Below are 15,359 nucleotides of genomic sequence, written 5' to 3' on the forward strand. Positions count from 1 at the left end.
GCGACCGAAACTTTGAGCTCTGTGATCCCCGTCACGACGGTGTAGGTCGCGGCGCTATGCTGATCTTCCTGCTCCAAGGGGTGATCGCATGTCAGACGGAGAACCGCAGTCCACCCAACGGGACATGCGGCCTTCGATCGTGGCCGAGCTCGAGGCAGCTGGGTTCGAAGACGCTGTCGAGATAGGCAGGGGTGGTTTCGGCGTCGTCTACCGCTGCGCGCAGACCTCGCTCGACCGGACCGTCGCGATCAAGGTGTTGTCCTCGGACCTCGATGCCGAGAACGTCGACCGATTTCTCCGCGAAGAGCACGCGATGGGACGACTGTCCGGCCATCCCAACATCGTCGACATCCTGCAGGTAGACGTCACTTTGACGGGGCGGCCCTACATCGTGATGCCCTTCCATGCGCAGGGTTCTCTCGACGATCTGATCCGTACCTCGGGGCCGTTGTCTTGGTCTGCGGCGCTTCGAATCGGTGTGAAGCTTGCGGGCGCTATCGAGTCGGCGCATCGCGCGGGAATACTGCATCGCGATGTGAAGCCCGCGAACATCCTCGTCACCGCATACGGCGAACCACAGTTGACGGACTTCGGAATCGCCCGTGTGCCAGGAAGTTTCGAGACGTCCAGCGCCATGATCACCGGATCACCCGCGTATACGGCTCCGGAAGTGCTGACCGGCCGACCGCCGACAGCCGCGTCCGACGTGTACGGACTCGGTGCAACGTTGTTCGCGCTTGTCACCGGTCATGCGGCGTTCGAACGGCGAACCGGGGAAAAGGTTGTCGCACAGTTCCTTCGAATCACGACCGAACCGATACCCGACCTGACGGGTAGCGATATCCCACCCGATGTGTCTGGCGCTATCGAAGCTGCGATGGCGCACGACCCGACCGACCGACCGAGTACGGCCGCCGCGTTCGGCGACATGTTGCGCGAGATCGAAGCCAACAACGGATTGCCGGTCGACGAGATGGCGCTGCTGTCGGCGGATGCGATAACGGCGGCAGCCGAGCCGCGAACGAGCAATCCGACGCCGACGCGGTCGCGAGAACGTACATCGACCTCGGCGGTGCCACGCACTGCGGCAACGAAGTTCCGGCCACCGTCGCACGCCCGGGCGTGGTTACCGCGGCCACGGCTGATCGACGTGCTGCGAGCGGGCAAGCAACGTCGGCTGACCGTAATTCATGCGCCGGCCGGATTCGGCAAGACGACCTTGGTCGCGCAGTGGCGCGACGTCCTGACGGGGGCGGGGATATCGGTCGCGTGGTTGAGCGTCGATCTCGACGACAACAACGTCGTGTGGTTTCTGACCCATCTGGTCGAAGCGGTCCAGCGGGTTCGGCCGGAACTTGCTGATGGACTTGCAGATTCGCTGGAAGATCAGGCGGAGGACGCACAGCGATACGTTCTGACGTCGCTGATCGATCAGATCCACGAAAGCGGCGAAACCGTCGCTGTTGTCGTCGACGACTGGCAGCGGATCACCGACGAAGGTGTCGTTCGCGCGCTGGACTTTCTGATCGAAAACGGCTGCCACCACCTGCGAATCATCGTGTCGAGCAGGTCGAGAGCAGGACTGCCGCTGAGCCGCATGCGAGTTCGTGACGAACTGGTCGAGATCGATTCGGATGCACTGCGTTTGAGCGTGGACGAAGCTCGCGCATTTTTGGTCGATCGCAACGGGCTGCGTTTGACCGACTCCGATGTGGCGGGCTTGTGCGAGTCCACCGAGGGCTGGTTCGCTGCACTACAACTGGTGTCACTGTCGTTGAGCAACCATGCAGATCCTGCCGACCTGATCCACAGGCTGTCCGGACGGCACCATGCAATCGGCGAGTATCTGGTCGAGAACGTCCTCGACATGCTCGAACCTCGAATGTTGGAGTTCCTGCTCTCCATCTGTGTCGCGGAACGCGTTTCCGGTGATCTGGCGTCGACCCTCGCGGATACCGACGACGGACAAGCGATGTTGGAGGAGGCCGAGGAGCGTGACCTGTTTCTTCGCCGTATCGACGACGATCGCGAATGGTTCCGATTTCAACTCCTGTTTGCGGACTTTCTTCGTCGAAGGCTGGAGCGGGATCAGCCCGGCCGCGCACGCTCGCTGCATCTGAAGGCGTCGATCTGGTTTGCCGAGCACCAATTTCTTCGGGAGGCAGTCGATCACGCGATTGCCGCCGCCGATCTCAAGCGTGCACTCGAACTGGTCGAGACGAGTGGGATGGAACTGATCGATGGCTCACGGCTCGCCACGTTGCTCGGTCTGGTGGCCAAATTGCCTACACCGCAGGTTGTCTCGCGGTCGAAGCTGATGTTGGCGGTGGCCAAGGCAAACGTGTCGTTGCACAGGTCGACGGCAGCACGCTCTGCGCTGGACCGGATTTCTGGACTACTGGACCGAAATGCCGCGACCGACAATGCAGCTCGCATCGAAGCCGACGTCGTGAAAGCGGCCGCCGAGGTCGGTGCGGACCGCGTCGTCGATATAGATCAGCTCGTCGCCGAGTGCCTCGAACATCCTGAATCGGTTGCTGCCGGTGTCGTCTCGGAGGCAGCGAACGCGGCGACCTTCGCAGCCCTCGGTCGCTTCGAGTTCGACGCCGCGCGTTCGCGTCAGTCCTGGGCGCGGCCGTACCACCAACAGTCGTCGGGACCGCTCGGGCTTGTCCACGGATACTGCTACGCCGGGATCGCAGCTCGTGAACAGCTGGACTTCGTTTCGGCAGCAGCCAATTTCGTGCAGGCTCAGGAGGTGGCCGCTACCGCCGAGCACGCACGATTGCACGCAACCCGAATTGCGAACGCCATGCTCGGTGAACTTCGCTACGAACAAGGCGATGTCGCGACCGCGGAACGGTTGCTCGACGAAAGCCGCGAGCTCGGTGCCGATTTGGGGGTCGTCGACTTCCTCGTCGCCGCCTACGTCACGGGTGCACGTGTCAAAGCACTTCGTGGCGACCTGACCGCCGCCGCAACGATCTTGCGTGAGGGGGCTGCCATTGCGAGTCGTCGAGTGCTGCGGCGTCTGGCTGCACACGTACACCGTGAGCAGTTGCGGCTGGGTCTGCCTGTCGCGGAGATACCCGTCACCGTCGACGACGCGGCGACATACGACGGAATTGCCCTCGCGACGAGCCAGATCGTGGAGAGTACGGCGATCGCACGTCTGCTCGCCGCGCACACGCTCGACAGCGACGACGTTGCCTGCACGCGAGCCCGCAAGCTCGCGAACATCATCGAAATGCAGAATCGGCCGCGCGCAGGCCAGCACGCGCAATTGCTGTTGGCATCGGCTCTCTTCGCTGCAGGTTGGCTCGCCGAGGCGAAGGATATTGCCGTGTTGTGCGTCGCACGGTGCGCCGAGCTCGGCACCGGGCGTGTTCTGCTCGACGGCGGACCACAGGTTGTCGAGTTGCTCGCGGAATTGCGCCGCGACCAACTGGAAAACCGGTGGCAGCCGCATTGGCCTGCGGTTCCGAAACCGTTCCTCGAGGAGCTGACAAGGTCGACCGACTGAGGCTCCGATCGTCGTGGCAGGGCAGGATGGTCAGTGGAATTGCCATCGATCAAGGAGTGAACACGTGGGACAGGTCAGCGCGAGCAGTTCGGTGACAGTCGACGCAGCACCGCAGGCGGTGCTCGCCGCATTGTCGGACTACGAGACGGTTCGGCCGAGGATTCTCTCCGAGCACTACCGGGATTACCGCCTTGTCTCCGGCGGGCATGGCGACGGAACGGTCGCCGAGTGGACCTTGCAGGCGACGTCGAAGCGCAGTCGCAACGTCACGGCGACGGTCGCTGTAGCAGGCAATACGATCACCGAAACCGACGGCAATTCGTCGATGGTCACCCGGTGGACCGTCGTCCCGAGTGGCAGCGGTTCGGAGGTCACGACGAAGACGGAGTGGACCGGCGCAGGCGGTATCGGCGGATTCTTCGAGAAGACTTTCGCACCGCTCGGATTGAAGAAGATTCAGGCCGAAGTTCTCGCGAATCTGAGCAACACGCTGGCCTGATTCGTCAGCAGCAGCACCCGTTCGGGTCGGCGTGCGCTGAGTCGAGTGCACCCCGATCCGAACACGCGCACGCCGATGCCTGACGACAACTACCACCACTCATGGTTAGCCTGGCTTCAGGCCAAGGCCACGAGTAGGGGGAGTGCATGTCGCTGAAAGTCGATCGGATCAGCAAGCGCTACGGCGATTTGCTGGCATTGAACGAGACCAGCTTCGAAGTGGCCGACGGTGAGATCTTCGGCTTCGTCGGCAGCAACGGCGCGGGCAAGACGACAACGATGCGGATCGTTCTCGGCGTCCTCGCTGCCGATTCGGGGGAGGTGCTCGTCGACGGACACCCAGTGGATCTCGATACCCGCCGCCGGATCGGCTACATGCCCGAAGAGCGCGGCCTCTATCCGAAAATGAAGGTCGGCGACCAGCTGAACTTCCTCGCGCGCCTGCACGGGCTGAGCAAGTCCGACGCGGCGTCTGCCGTCGAGCGCTGGACCGAACGACTAGGCGTCGAGCAGCGGCTCGGCGATATGGTGTCGGCGTTGTCGCTCGGCAATCAGCAACGCGTCCAATTGGCGGCGGCCCTCGTGCACGACCCGAAGGTGCTCGTGCTCGACGAACCGTTCTCGGGACTCGATCCCGTCGCGGTCGACGTGATGAGCGCGGTGCTGAAGGAGAAAGCAGCCGAGGGCGTTCCGGTGATCTTCTCCAGTCACCAACTCGAACTCGTCGAGCGCGAATGCGACCGGGTCGGCATCATCGCGGGCGGTCGGATGCGCGCGCTCGGCAGCATCACCGAGTTACAGGCACGTGGTAATCCGCAGTTGGAGGTGTTCGCGCCGAGCGCACCACCTGGCTGGGCGGCCGGAATTCCGAATACCGTTGTGCTGCAAGAGGGAAAGGGTCGGACCCTACTCGAACTCCAGCCCGGTGCCGACGATCAGGCGATCTTGCGTGCAGCACTCGCGACCGGGCCGGTGCATCAACTGATATCTCGCAGACCGTCTTTGGCCGAACTGTTCCGAGAGGTTGTCGCCTGATGAATCCGATCTTGCTGGTCGCCAAGCGGGAATTTCTCGTCAAGGTCTATACGAAGTCCTTTGTCATCGTCAACGCCTTGCTGCTGGTCGTCGTGGTGGCAGGGCTGATCGTGTGGGCCGCCGTTCGCTCCGACGACGACGGCGCAGCGACGAAGATCGGCGTGACGGGCTCGGCGACATCGTTGTCCGAGACGATCGTCGCGACAGGTCGCGCCGCGGGAACGACGATCGAGATCGTCGACGTCGCAGGTCCGGACGAAGCGCGCGCGCAGGTCGAGAACGGTGACCTGGAGGCTGCCTTCGTCGGCGACGCCGACGTGGTTGTCGAGGAGGATTTGTCGCCGGAGTTGCGGGCCGTGTTGCAGTCGGCTGTGCAGAAGAACGCACTCGACGGAGCACTGCGAAACAACGGAGTCGACCCGGCCGAACTCGCTGCGCAGGTCGGCGATACGAACCTGGCCGTCACGGCGTTACACCCGCAGGCGAGCGATCACGACCAGCGGATCGCTTTGGCGCTTGTCGGTGCGGTCCTGCTGTTCATCGGGGTCGCGAACTTCGCGCCTGCAGTGGGAATGGGTGTGACGGAGGAGAAGTCGAGCAGAGTCGTCGAGTTGCTGTTGTCGACGATCAAACCGTTGCACCTGCTCTGGGGAAAGATCATCGGCCTCGGTGCGGTCGGACTAGCGCAGGTCGTTGTCATCGCGTCGGCGGGGTTGATCACGGCGCAGGCCACCGGTCTGCTCGAAATACCAACGGCAGCAGCCGGAATGCTGATCGCGACGCTTGTGTGGTTCGTGCTCGGATTCGTATTCTTCGCGACGCTGTACGCCGCAGGCGGCTCGATGGTCTCGCGCGTCGAGGAAATCAACTCGACGACTTTGCCGGTGATGTTGCTGCTCATGGCATCTGCGTATCTCGGCTTCTTCGGAGTCGGCAGTCTGGACAGCAATTTCTACAGCATCATCAGTTGGATTCCGCCGTTCTCGTCGATCCTGATGCCCATGCAGATCGCGGCAGGCAACGCATCGACGTTCGAGGTCGTCGGCACCATTGCCCTCATGGTTGCCGCCTGCGCGGCGTCGGCCTGGGTGTCCGCGCGGATCTACCAGCGGTCCGTATTGCTCACCGGCGCAAAGGTTTCCTGGGCACACGCACTCGGCCGCTGAACCGGGCCGAGTGCGCGAACGGCAACTACAGACCGCACCCGATGTCGAACAGGTTGCCCTCGGGATCGCTGAGCGTCGCCCATTTGGTGCCGAACTCGTCGTAGTCGGCAATGTGTTTTGCGCCGAGGGATACAGCTCGCGCGATCTCGTCGGTCCATTCGGCAGACACCAGATCGATGTGAACGGTGTTCTTGCCGGGATTCTTGTCGGGCACAGCGATGAACATCAGTACCGGATGGGCGCCCGATGAGCGACCCACCGTTGCGAAGTACTCGCTTGCACCCTCGTCCACGGGGCGGTCGAGTAGCCCACCCCAGAAGGTGGCCAGCTCGGTCGCATTGGCGCAGTCGAAGGTGATGTGTTCCAGGGAAATTGCCATTATGTGCTCCTTCGATCGGTGTGGTTGATCAGGCGGCGTGCTGAATCGGCCAGCACACCTCGGTTCTGAACGTGGTGGCGTCGTCGGTGTGATTGGGACCGACGAGGTAGATCTCTCTGATCGGGTCGGGGATCGCGACGTCGTGCTCGGCGACGTGAATGCCAAGTGCTCCGTAGGTGCGGTCGCATTCTTCGAACGGCCCTGCGTGCACAGCGACCGCCAGCCGCGCAGGCGGCAATACAAGCGCTTCGAGACCTTCGACAACCGGAGTACCGGCGGGCACCGGGACGAACGCGACGACCTCGCCGGAGTCGTGTTCGAAGAATTCGCTGGAGTACGTAGCTCCACCGGGTCCCGTGATCTCGATCCCGTGTTGTTCCGCCGTGATGTACAGCTGCGGGAAGACGGCCCCACACCAGTCGCCGACGTCGCGACGTGCAACGACCGCTCGGATCGCCAGTGTGGAAAGCGCTGCTACGGAGCGATATTCGACAGCCAACGCGTCGATCGGGCCCAGCAGCGACCGCAACGATGCCACCACCTGCTGGGTGCGTGTCAGCTCGGCTTCCATACGTTCCAGGTGCGCCCGCATGGTGGCGTTGCGAGTCTCCGGGTCTGCCGCGGCGAGAACGGTTCGCACTTCCGGCAGCGGCATATCGAGATCGCGCAGCCGGCGAATCAACTGGGCGCTGCCGACCTGAGTTGTCGAGTACCTCCGGTAGCCGGAATTCTCGTCGATCGTCGCTGGTGAGAGCAGGTCGATGTCGTGGTAGTAGCGCAGCGTCTTCACGCTCAGATGAGTCAGCCGTGAGAACTCCCCGATGGGTACCAGTGCCGTCATGGGTTAGAGCAAACACCCTCCAGCAGGTGGAGAGTCAACGGTTTGCTCAGCCGAGCAGAAAAACCAGTTCCCGAGTGCCTGCGTAGCGGTACGACATACCCAGGTAGACGCCGGGTGTCACTTCACGCATCTCGTCGATGAACCACGGCAGTTCCGAACGTGTGTAGTCGATGATCCAGCACGCCCGGCCGTCGGTCGCAGACGGAGCAACGTACACCGAGCCTTGTACGCCTTCGAAACCGAACGGCGACAGTCGATTTCGGACGAAACCCGGATAGAAGACCTTGCCGATCCAGATGGCAGGAGCGATCGCCGCCGTGACCGGCGGCGACAGGACCCAACCCGCCTTGACGCCCATCGGCGGGGCACCGGCCGTAGCCCAACGATAGATCGCGTCGTGTTGCCCGGGATTGCATCGAAAGCGCAGCGAATCGACTGTGGCGCCCCGATTTTCGGTGTACAGGACGCAGTCGCCACCGAAACCGATGGGAGCGGCAGTCGCAGAACCTGCGCTCGACAACCCGAATGCCGCCGCGATCCCGACGGCCGCGACGAAGCTACGTACTCGAACTCCCCGGGTGCTGCTCATGACTTGGCCTTTGGAAGTGGTTTACCCCAACTCGGCATTTCCGATAGTAGTCCGGCGCGGGCGTCGCCGGCAGTGGCTGGGCAACGTCTACGCTGGATTGTGACGTGAATGGACGACGGCACCGCCGTTGAACGAAAGGGAGCGGCATCGTGCAACCAGGTGGACAGCCCGACATGGCGCAGATTCTGGCGCAGGCGCAGCAGATGCAGCAGCAGCTGATGGCGGCGCAGGTAGAGATTGCGGAGACCGAGGTGACGGGTCAGGCCGGTGGTGGACTTGTCACTGCGACGGTCAAGGGCAGTGGTGAGCTGGTGGCGCTGACGATCGATCCGAAAGTGGTCGATCCCGACGACGTCGAAACTTTGCAGGACCTGGTCATCGGTGCGATCTCCGATGCGAACATGCAGGCTCAGCAGGTCGCGGAAAGTAAACTCGGCCCACTCGCGGGCGCTCTCGGCGGCGGCGGTGGACTTCCCGGCCTGCCCGGATTCTAGCGGGCGAGCGTGTACGAAGGTCCAGTTCAGGATCTGATCGACGAGCTCGGCAAACTGCCCGGCGTCGGCCCGAAGAGCGCACAGCGCATTGCCTTTCACCTGCTGTCCGTGGAGCCACCCGAGATCGATCGGCTGCAGGGCGCTCTGCAGAAGGTGCGCGACGGCGTGCAGTTCTGCATCGTGTGCGGGACCGTGTCGGACAAGGAGATGTGCCGCATCTGCTCGGATCCGCGTCGCGATCGCACGATGATCTGCGTGGTCGAGGAACCGAAAGATGTTCAGGCAGTGGAACGTACGCGAGAGTTCCGCGGCAGGTATCACGTGCTCGGTGGTGCACTCGATCCGCTGAGCGGAATCGGCCCTGACCAACTGCGGATCCGAGAGTTGCTCGCCCGCATCGGAAATCAGGACGACGGCGTCGACGTCTCCGAGGTCATCATCGCGACCGATCCGAACACCGAAGGCGAAGCGACGGCCACCTACCTGGTTCGTATGCTGCGCGTGTTCCCCGGACTTTCGGTGACGAGGCTCGCGTCCGGATTGCCGATGGGTGGCGATCTCGAATTCGCCGACGAGCTGACCCTCGGGCGCGCGTTGTCGGGCCGGCGGGCGATGTAAGAAACAGGTGGTGCAGGCGGAGCCGAGGCGCTCAGCCTGCGCGTCGCACCGAGTCGGCAAGCACGGCAGTGCAGCCGCAACCGCCGGCGAGGTCGAGACAGTCGACTATGAAGCCGTGTCGTGCAAGGAGACGGTCGGTGCAGTCTTCTTGCGTGCACTCGATCTTGTTTCGGCCGAACATGCCGTCGACGTGCACGATGAGTGTGCCGTGGCAGTGATCGCTTCCGGTTTGGCAGGAAAGACATTCCATACCTCCCGTAGTACCACCGCACGCCAACGGCACTGCGGACATCCGGGGGTGTGTTCGTTCGTGATCATGAAGCGGGGGATTCTCCGCTCGCCGTGCTGTCAGGCCCGACCGACGGTCCAGTAGCCGACCAGCAGCGCCGGTGCAGCGATCAACGCGACAAGGATGCCGAGAGCGGCCCGCTGCCCTGCGGTCGTCTTGTTCAGCGCAACGGTCGCTGCGCAGGCGACTGCAGCGACGTAGGTGACGATCGTGATCACGAGTGCGCCGATCGCGAACGAATAGTCGGAATTTGTCGCCGAATCCGGGTCGAAGCCAACTTCCAGGCTTGCCAGTAGTCCTGTGAATGCTGCGATGGGCGCGAAGACCGCACACGTCAGCCCTACTTTGAGCAGGGTCGATCTGAGGGTGTCCTCCATCGTTCAGCGACGTCCGGCCGCGAGCCGTTCTTTGCGTAGCTTGTCGACCTCGGGCAGATCGAGAGGCGGAAGTTCGTCGACGCCGAGCGCACGGCTCAGCAGGAGGTCGGCGAGTTCGGGATTGCGCGCCAACGCCGGACCATGCATGTAGGTGCCGATCACCGAACCCTGGACGACACCCTCCAGCCCGTCGCCGACGCCGTTCCCCACCCCGTGGGTCACTCGGGCAAGGCCGGCGGCCGACGGACCCAACGAGGTTCCGCCGCGATGGTTTTCGAAGCCGGTCAGTGCGGCGGTGAGGCCGTCGATGGTCGGCTTGGTGAGTACCTCGCCGATCGAGCGCGTCGCCTGCGGTGCGGTCGTGCAATCGAGCATCTCGACGCCGTCGACTCGTTCGCCGCTCGAGGTTTCGTACCAGCGTCCGAGCACCTGGATCGCCGCGCAGATGGCGAGGACCGGTGTACCTCGTTCGGCGGCGCGTTGCAGGCCCGGATATTTCTGCAGATGACGCGTCGCGAGCCGTTGTGCCGAATCTTCTGCTCCGCCAAGGGTATACAGGTCCAACGACTCGGGAACGGGGTCGCTCAAGGTGATTTCGACGACCTCCGCGTCGTAACCGCGAAGCCGGAGCCGCTGACGCAGGATCAGCGCGTTGCCGCCATCGCCGTAGGTGCCCATGACGTCGGGGAGGACGAGGCCGATACGAACGGTCGAGTCAGCCACGTCCGGTCTCCAATGCTCGGTTGAGGTCGCGGAACGAGGTGTAGTTGGCGAGCACCTCGACGCGGCCCGCGGGACAGGATGCGATGGCTCGCACCGGATCCGGCACGGTTGTGTGCTCGACACCGGCGTAGGTCAACCGCACTGCGAGGTCGGTCGCGCGTTCACCGGATGCGACCACCTGAACGCCTTCGAAGTGCTCGAAACGTACGTCCCACAGCCACGACAGATCCTCGCCGTCGGGCACCTGGCCGTTCACGGAGATCACCAGACCGTCGACCGAGTGATCGATCATCGACAGCGCCTCTTGCCAACCTGCGGGATTCTTCGCGAGCAGCATCCGGACGTTGTGCGGTCCGACCTGGACGGTGCTGTAGCGACCGGCCACCTCTTGCACGGATGCTGCCGCAGCAACGGCTGCGGCCGGATCCGCGCCGAGGACGACTGCTGCCGCGACTGCCTGTGCGGCATTGCCGCGGTTCGCCTTACCCGGCAGTGTCAGCTGCATCGGAATCGTCAGGCCGTCCGGACCGTAGAGGTTGTTGTCGTCGAGCCACCAGTCGGGAGTCGGTCGAGCGAAATCGGATCCGGTACTTCGCCAGTGCGGGCCGTCCCAGACGATCGGCTCGCCGGTCCGTGGGCAGCTGACCGAGTCGCTGGCCCAGCCGCCGCCTGCGGCAACCCAGACAACTTTGGCTGCGTCGTAGGCGGCGGACGTCATCAGGACGTCGTCACAGTTGGCGATGACGGTCGTTTCCGGATGGCGTTCGAGGCCGGCGCGGAGTCGGCGTTCGATCATGTTGATCTCGCCGACGCGGTCGAGTTGGTCGCGGCTGAGGTTCAAAAGCACGACCACCTCGGGTTTCACGGCGTCGCAGACGTGCGGTACGTGCAGTTCGTCGACCTCGAGCGCGGCGAGGCGCGCGGTCTGGTTGGCGGTGAGTGCAGCCACGATGCCTGCGTCCATGTTCGCGCCGTCTGCCTGCGTCGCAACGTCGCCGATCGTCGCGAGCGCTGCCGCCGTCATCCGCGTCGTCGTCGATTTGCCGTTCGTTCCGGTCACCACGACCGTGCGCCGACCTTCGCCGAGTTGGCCCATGATCGACTTGTCGATCTTGAGTGCGATCAGGCCGCCGATCATGGAGCCTTTGCCACGTCCGGCTTTCTGCGACGCCCACGATGCGGCCTGTGCGGTGCGGAGGGCGAAGCGGCCACGCGGAGAGATCCGCTTTCTGGTTTCACGATCGAGCATTCGCCGAGTTTGGCACAAGTAGTGCGGCCGACGTCGGCCACCCGCGTGTGGGGTTCGGCACCGGCACCGGCACCGGCACCGGCACCGGCACCGGCACCGGGTCGGCTAGGACAACGACCGGTGGTTTCGGCAAGCGCGGTGTCGCGGCCATAGCGCCGGTGATGACGACGACTCCGCCGATGACGGTGAGGACGGTCGGTTGTTCGCCGAGAACGAGCCAGGCAACGGCGATCCCGACGACCGGGACCAGCAGCGAGAAGGGAGCGACGATGCCGGCCGGGTAGCGCGTCATCAGGTAGGTCCACAGGCCGGAGCCGGCGATCGTGCCGAGGATCACGATGTAGGCGAGCGCGATCAGGCCGATCGAACCGTTCGCGTCGAAAGAGTTGGCGAGGTCGCGCCAACCGGTGGTCGGTCCTTCGACGGCTGCCGAGATCGCGAGCAGCGGCAGCGGGGGAACGACGGTCATCCACAACGTGAGCCGCATCGGGTTCTCGGGCTTGGCCAGTCTCGAGCCGAGGTTGCCGAAAGCCCAGCCGAGACCGGCCAGCAAGGTCAGGAACACGGGTAGCAGGGTCGCGTGCTGCGCGCGGTCCCAACCGATCGCGACCATCCCGCACAACGCAACTGCGAGGCCGATCAGCTGACGTCTGTTGAACTTCTCACCGAGGAGCAGCACACCGAGGACGACGGTGAACGGCGCCGACGACTGCAGGACCAGCGAGGCGAGCCCGGTCGGCATACCTGCATTCATCGCCGTGAACAGGAACGCGAACTGCGCGATGCCGAAGCCGGCGCCGTAGAGCAGCAGCCACTTCAGCGGCACCTTCGGGCGAGGGACGAACAGCACCACCGGAATGGCGATGACCAGAAATCGAAGCCCGGCGAAAAAGAACGGCGGAAAGCGGTCGAGTCCGGCGCGAAGTGCGAGGAAGTTGAGACCCCAGAGCAGTACGACGGTCAGGGCGAGCAGGCGGTCGCGGGTGGTCATGATCCCATCGTGCGGGCCGCAAACCGTCAGTACAATCGAATAATACTTAGGCGATAATGTAGCTACGCTACGTTATCGCTCGTGAGTCTTTTCGGAGGTCGGGCCCTCCGAAAAGACTCACGAGCCGCTTGCGGCCTCAGGAGGTTTTTCGATGGACACACAGCGGCTGCGCGTGCTTCGCGAGCTTGCTGATCGTGGCACCGTCGCCGCGACCGCAGCGGCCTTGTCGATGACGCCATCGGCGGTGTCGCAGCAACTCAAGATTCTTGCGCGGGAAGCGGGGGTCACCCTGTTGGAGCCGGACGGGCGCCGCGTCCGGCTCACCGACGCGGGCAACGCCCTCGTTTTGCGCGCCGAGGACGTGCTGGCGGCCCTGGATCGCGCCGCGGCCGAGATGGAGTCCTATCGCGGATCGCCACGAGGCAGGGTGCGTGTCGCGATGTTTCCCTCCGGCGCTTCGCTGCTGCTACCGCTGGTCCTCACCGCGATGGCAGGAACGGACGTCGACATCGAGGCGGGTGACGAAGACCTGCCGTCATCGGCGGTACCGCGACTGCTCGCCGACTACGACGTCGTGCTCACCCACCGCGACGACCGTGCGCCAGCTATCAGTTCGGATCGAATCGCCTCCCGCACGATCCTGCGCGAGCCGATCGACCTCGTGCTGGCGAAGACGCACCCGCTTGCAAGCGGTACGTCGGTCGCGCTGACCGACCTCGTCGACGAGAACTGGATCAGCGTCCGCGGTGGACTTCCCGTCGACGACGTGTTGCTGTCGATCGCTGCCGTCACCGGCGTGCAGCCACGAGTCACCCAGCGGCTCAACGACTTCAAGGTGATCGAAGCAGTCGTCGCGGCCGGGTTCGGGGTTGCGTTGATGCCTCGTCACGCCGTCGGCAACCCGAATGTTGTCGTGCTTCCGTTCACCGGAGTGCGCGCCGGACGCAGCTACGAACTGGCGACTCGGCGCTACGCCGATCAGCGACCCGCGATAGCTGCGGTGCTCGACGCGTTCGTGGCTGCCGCTGCGGCCGTCGAGGCCGCGCGGTAGTTATTCGGGCTGCCGCGCACTTGTGAACGCGAACTCGTCGGCAACCATCGCTGCCAATTCGAGCAACGCGCGGCGGGTCGGTTTGCTGACGAGTTCCAGGTCGATTTCGGCGCCCTCTGCGAGGTGATCGTCGAACGGGATGACCTGCACCGCGCGAGTGCGATCGAGGAACAGTTTGCGCAACTGGTCGATATCGATCGAGCTTGCACCGCGACGCGAGGAATTCACCACGACCACCGTCCGCTCGACGAGCTTGCCGTAGCCGTGGTGCTCCAGCCAGTCCAGCGTCGCCGATGCGCTGCGGGCGCCGTCGATGGCGGGGGAGGTGACCAGTACGAGCGAACTCGCCATGTCGAGCACACCCGTCATCGCCGAGTGCATCAAGCCGGTGCCGCAGTCGGTCAGGATGATGTTGTAGTACGACTGCAAGATGCCGATCGCCGCGCGGTAGTCGGCCTCGCTGAAGGCTTCCGATACTGCCGGATCCTGCTCGCTTGCCAGCACCTCGAGGCGGCTCGGAGCTTGCGAGGTATGCGCGCGGACATCGGAATAGCGGTGAATGCTCTTGTCGTCGAGCAGATTTCGTACCGTCGAATTGGTCTGCTTCGGAACCCGATGTGCGAGGGTCCCCAGGTCCGGGTTTGCGTCGATCGCAATGACGCGGTCGCCACGTAGCGATGAGAACGTCGAGCCGAGACCGACGGTCGTCGTCGTTTTGCCGACGCCGCCCTTGAGCGAGAGGATCGCAATTCGGTAGTCGCCGCGGACCGGCTGATTGACGCGGTCGACAAGTTCACGGTGCGCAATGTCGGCAGGCGATTCGCCCGGGTTGATCGACTTACCCGATGCCTTGTGCAAGGCGAGACGCCAGCCGCTGCGGGGCGGGCGCTTCGCGCGGCGCAACAGACTCAGGTCGTTGACCGACGCAGGTGGCTGCGGTGCGTGCTGCTGCGGCGGGGGACCGCCCTGCCACTGAGGCTGCGGTGGCGGCTGCTGCGCCGCGGCGGGCGGTGCCCAGCTGTAGACGGGGCCGTTCTGCTGCTGGCCCTCTGGCGGTGCCTGGTACATCTGCGCGACGCGATCTTCCTGGAAGGGAACGCGTCGGACGGTGCCGTCGGAGCTGATCTCGGCTCGCTCACGCGGTAGCTGACCTGCATCGAACGACTGGTGGGAGGACGGCTGGACCGGCCGCTGCTGCGTCGGCTGCTGCTGTTCCGCATGCTGCGGAGTCGGGCCGAAACCATTCTGCTGCCAGTTGCTGGGAGCTTGCGGGTACTGCTCGGGATGGTGCTGCGGCTGCTGTTCGTTCTGCTGGAACTGCTCCGGCCGCTGAGTCGGGGGTGCTGTGGGCGCCGGGGGCGCAGAAGGTTGCTGAGCTTCGGATTCGCTCCGATCCGGCGTGGAGTGGCCATTCCGCTTACTGGGCGGTTCGCTCTGCAGCCACGGCGGCGTGGACGGACTGTAATCGTTGCTCACGGCTTCCCCCCGAGAATGTGACACGTTTGTTCGTGCTGGTATTGCGGCGACCAGGCTAAC

Annotated in this window: 16 protein-coding genes; 7 read left to right on the plus strand and 9 right to left on the minus strand. The window is 64.2% G+C overall.

Going from position 1 to position 15,359, the window contains the following annotated elements; all coding sequences use genetic code 11:
• Positions 1–88: 88 nt before the first annotated feature.
• The 4 genes from JGU71_RS14410 to JGU71_RS14425 all read left to right on the plus strand — a co-directional run bounded on the left by JGU71_RS14410 (position 89) and on the right by JGU71_RS14425 (position 6,222).
• On the plus strand, positions 89–3,523 hold the full coding sequence (locus JGU71_RS14410) for a serine/threonine-protein kinase (protein WP_199704836.1): 3,435 nt from the start codon (positions 89–91) through the stop codon (positions 3,521–3,523).
• Positions 3,524–3,587: 64 nt separating this feature from the next.
• Positions 3,588–4,022: an SRPBCC family protein gene (locus tag JGU71_RS14415; RefSeq protein ID WP_199704837.1), complete on the plus strand. Its 435-nt coding sequence runs from the start codon at positions 3,588–3,590 to the stop codon at positions 4,020–4,022.
• A 146-nt stretch (positions 4,023–4,168) separates the two neighbouring features.
• Entirely contained in the window at positions 4,169–5,056 is an 888-nt protein-coding gene (locus JGU71_RS14420) for an ABC transporter ATP-binding protein (protein WP_199704838.1), read from the plus strand.
• Positions 5,056–6,222, plus strand: coding sequence for an ABC transporter permease (locus tag JGU71_RS14425; protein ID WP_199704839.1), 1,167 nt, complete (start codon positions 5,056–5,058; stop codon positions 6,220–6,222). The genes JGU71_RS14420 and JGU71_RS14425 overlap by 1 nt, the downstream gene beginning before the upstream one ends.
• 25 nt (positions 6,223–6,247) lie before the next feature.
• On the opposite strand, the gene JGU71_RS14430 is transcribed toward JGU71_RS14425, so the two are convergent.
• The 3 genes from JGU71_RS14430 to JGU71_RS14440 are packed head-to-tail and all read right to left on the minus strand — an operon-like array spanning position 6,248 to position 8,031.
• Positions 6,248–6,601, minus strand: coding sequence for a VOC family protein (locus tag JGU71_RS14430; protein ID WP_199704840.1), 354 nt, complete (start codon positions 6,599–6,601; stop codon positions 6,248–6,250).
• Between the two features lie 28 nt (positions 6,602–6,629).
• A complete protein-coding gene (locus JGU71_RS14435) occupies positions 6,630–7,442 on the minus strand; it encodes a MerR family transcriptional regulator (RefSeq protein ID WP_199704841.1) in 813 nt (270 codons plus the stop codon).
• A gap of 46 nt (positions 7,443–7,488) precedes the next feature.
• Entirely contained in the window at positions 7,489–8,031 is a 543-nt protein-coding gene (locus JGU71_RS14440; protein WP_199704842.1) for a hypothetical protein, read from the minus strand.
• Between the two features lie 149 nt (positions 8,032–8,180).
• Between JGU71_RS14440 and JGU71_RS14445 the strand changes: the two genes are divergently transcribed.
• Positions 8,181–8,525 (plus strand): YbaB/EbfC family nucleoid-associated protein, encoded by a 345-nt coding sequence (locus JGU71_RS14445; protein WP_199704843.1) that lies wholly within the window; start codon positions 8,181–8,183, stop codon positions 8,523–8,525.
• A gap of 9 nt (positions 8,526–8,534) precedes the next feature.
• The gene (gene recR, locus JGU71_RS14450) at positions 8,535–9,143 is read left to right on the plus strand and encodes a recombination mediator RecR (protein WP_199704844.1); all 609 of its coding nucleotides are present in this window, start codon (positions 8,535–8,537) and stop codon (positions 9,141–9,143) included.
• A gap of 31 nt (positions 9,144–9,174) precedes the next feature.
• Here the strand turns inward: recR and JGU71_RS14455 are convergent, their stop codons facing one another.
• Genes JGU71_RS14455 through JGU71_RS14475 form a run of 5 tightly spaced genes read right to left on the minus strand, consistent with a single transcriptional unit; the run spans position 9,175 to position 12,772 of the window.
• Positions 9,175–9,435, minus strand: a complete 261-nt coding sequence (locus JGU71_RS14455) for a hypothetical protein (RefSeq protein WP_233529210.1) — start codon at positions 9,433–9,435, stop codon at positions 9,175–9,177.
• A 56-nt stretch (positions 9,436–9,491) separates the two neighbouring features.
• Positions 9,492–9,809 carry a hypothetical protein gene (locus JGU71_RS14460; protein WP_199704845.1) on the minus strand — a complete coding sequence of 106 codons (318 nt, stop codon included), beginning with the start codon at positions 9,807–9,809 and terminating at the stop codon, positions 9,492–9,494.
• A gap of 3 nt (positions 9,810–9,812) precedes the next feature.
• Positions 9,813–10,532: a type 1 glutamine amidotransferase gene (locus JGU71_RS14465; RefSeq protein ID WP_199704846.1), complete on the minus strand. Its 720-nt coding sequence runs from the start codon at positions 10,530–10,532 to the stop codon at positions 9,813–9,815.
• On the minus strand, positions 10,525–11,781 hold the full coding sequence (locus JGU71_RS14470) for a Mur ligase family protein (protein ID WP_199704847.1): 1,257 nt from the start codon (positions 11,779–11,781) through the stop codon (positions 10,525–10,527). The genes JGU71_RS14465 and JGU71_RS14470 overlap by 8 nt, the downstream gene beginning before the upstream one ends.
• The gene (locus JGU71_RS14475) at positions 11,768–12,772 is read right to left on the minus strand and encodes an EamA family transporter (RefSeq protein WP_199704848.1); all 1,005 of its coding nucleotides are present in this window, start codon (positions 12,770–12,772) and stop codon (positions 11,768–11,770) included. The genes JGU71_RS14470 and JGU71_RS14475 overlap by 14 nt, the downstream gene beginning before the upstream one ends.
• A gap of 151 nt (positions 12,773–12,923) precedes the next feature.
• On the opposite strand from JGU71_RS14475, the gene JGU71_RS14480 reads away from it, so the two are divergent.
• Complete coding sequence (locus JGU71_RS14480) at positions 12,924–13,823, plus strand: LysR family transcriptional regulator (protein ID WP_199704849.1); 900 nt, start codon at positions 12,924–12,926, stop codon at positions 13,821–13,823.
• Here the strand turns inward: JGU71_RS14480 and JGU71_RS14485 are convergent, their stop codons facing one another.
• The gene (locus tag JGU71_RS14485) at positions 13,824–15,299 is read right to left on the minus strand and encodes a MinD/ParA family ATP-binding protein (RefSeq protein ID WP_307829655.1); all 1,476 of its coding nucleotides are present in this window, start codon (positions 15,297–15,299) and stop codon (positions 13,824–13,826) included.
• Between the last annotated feature and the right edge of the window lie 60 nt (positions 15,300–15,359).

It is taken from the genome of Antrihabitans stalagmiti (assembly GCF_016482825.1).
GTDB classification, from domain to species: domain Bacteria; phylum Actinomycetota; class Actinomycetes; order Mycobacteriales; family Mycobacteriaceae; genus Antrihabitans; species Antrihabitans stalagmiti.

What these genes read in the sequence shown, in the direction of transcription:
- JGU71_RS14410 (WP_199704836.1), top strand. Translation starts at nt 89, where the DNA reads ATGTCAGACGGAGAACCGCAGTCCACCCAACGGGACATGCGGCCTTCG.
- JGU71_RS14420 (WP_199704838.1), top strand. Translation starts at nt 4,169, where the DNA reads ATGTCGCTGAAAGTCGATCGGATCAGCAAGCGCTACGGCGATTTGCTG.
- JGU71_RS14425 (WP_199704839.1), top strand. Translation starts at nt 5,056, where the DNA reads ATGAATCCGATCTTGCTGGTCGCCAAGCGGGAATTTCTCGTCAAGGTC.
- JGU71_RS14430 (WP_199704840.1), bottom strand. Translation starts at nt 6,601, where the DNA reads ATGGCAATTTCCCTGGAACACATCACCTTCGACTGCGCCAATGCGACC.
- JGU71_RS14435 (WP_199704841.1), bottom strand. Translation starts at nt 7,442, where the DNA reads ATGACGGCACTGGTACCCATCGGGGAGTTCTCACGGCTGACTCATCTG.
- JGU71_RS14440 (WP_199704842.1), bottom strand. Translation starts at nt 8,031, where the DNA reads ATGAGCAGCACCCGGGGAGTTCGAGTACGTAGCTTCGTCGCGGCCGTC.
- JGU71_RS14455 (WP_233529210.1), bottom strand. Translation starts at nt 9,435, where the DNA reads ATGTCCGCAGTGCCGTTGGCGTGCGGTGGTACTACGGGAGGTATGGAA.
- JGU71_RS14460 (WP_199704845.1), bottom strand. Translation starts at nt 9,809, where the DNA reads ATGGAGGACACCCTCAGATCGACCCTGCTCAAAGTAGGGCTGACGTGT.
- JGU71_RS14470 (WP_199704847.1), bottom strand. Translation starts at nt 11,781, where the DNA reads ATGCTCGATCGTGAAACCAGAAAGCGGATCTCTCCGCGTGGCCGCTTC.
- JGU71_RS14475 (WP_199704848.1), bottom strand. Translation starts at nt 12,772, where the DNA reads ATGACCACCCGCGACCGCCTGCTCGCCCTGACCGTCGTACTGCTCTGG.
- JGU71_RS14480 (WP_199704849.1), top strand. Translation starts at nt 12,924, where the DNA reads ATGGACACACAGCGGCTGCGCGTGCTTCGCGAGCTTGCTGATCGTGGC.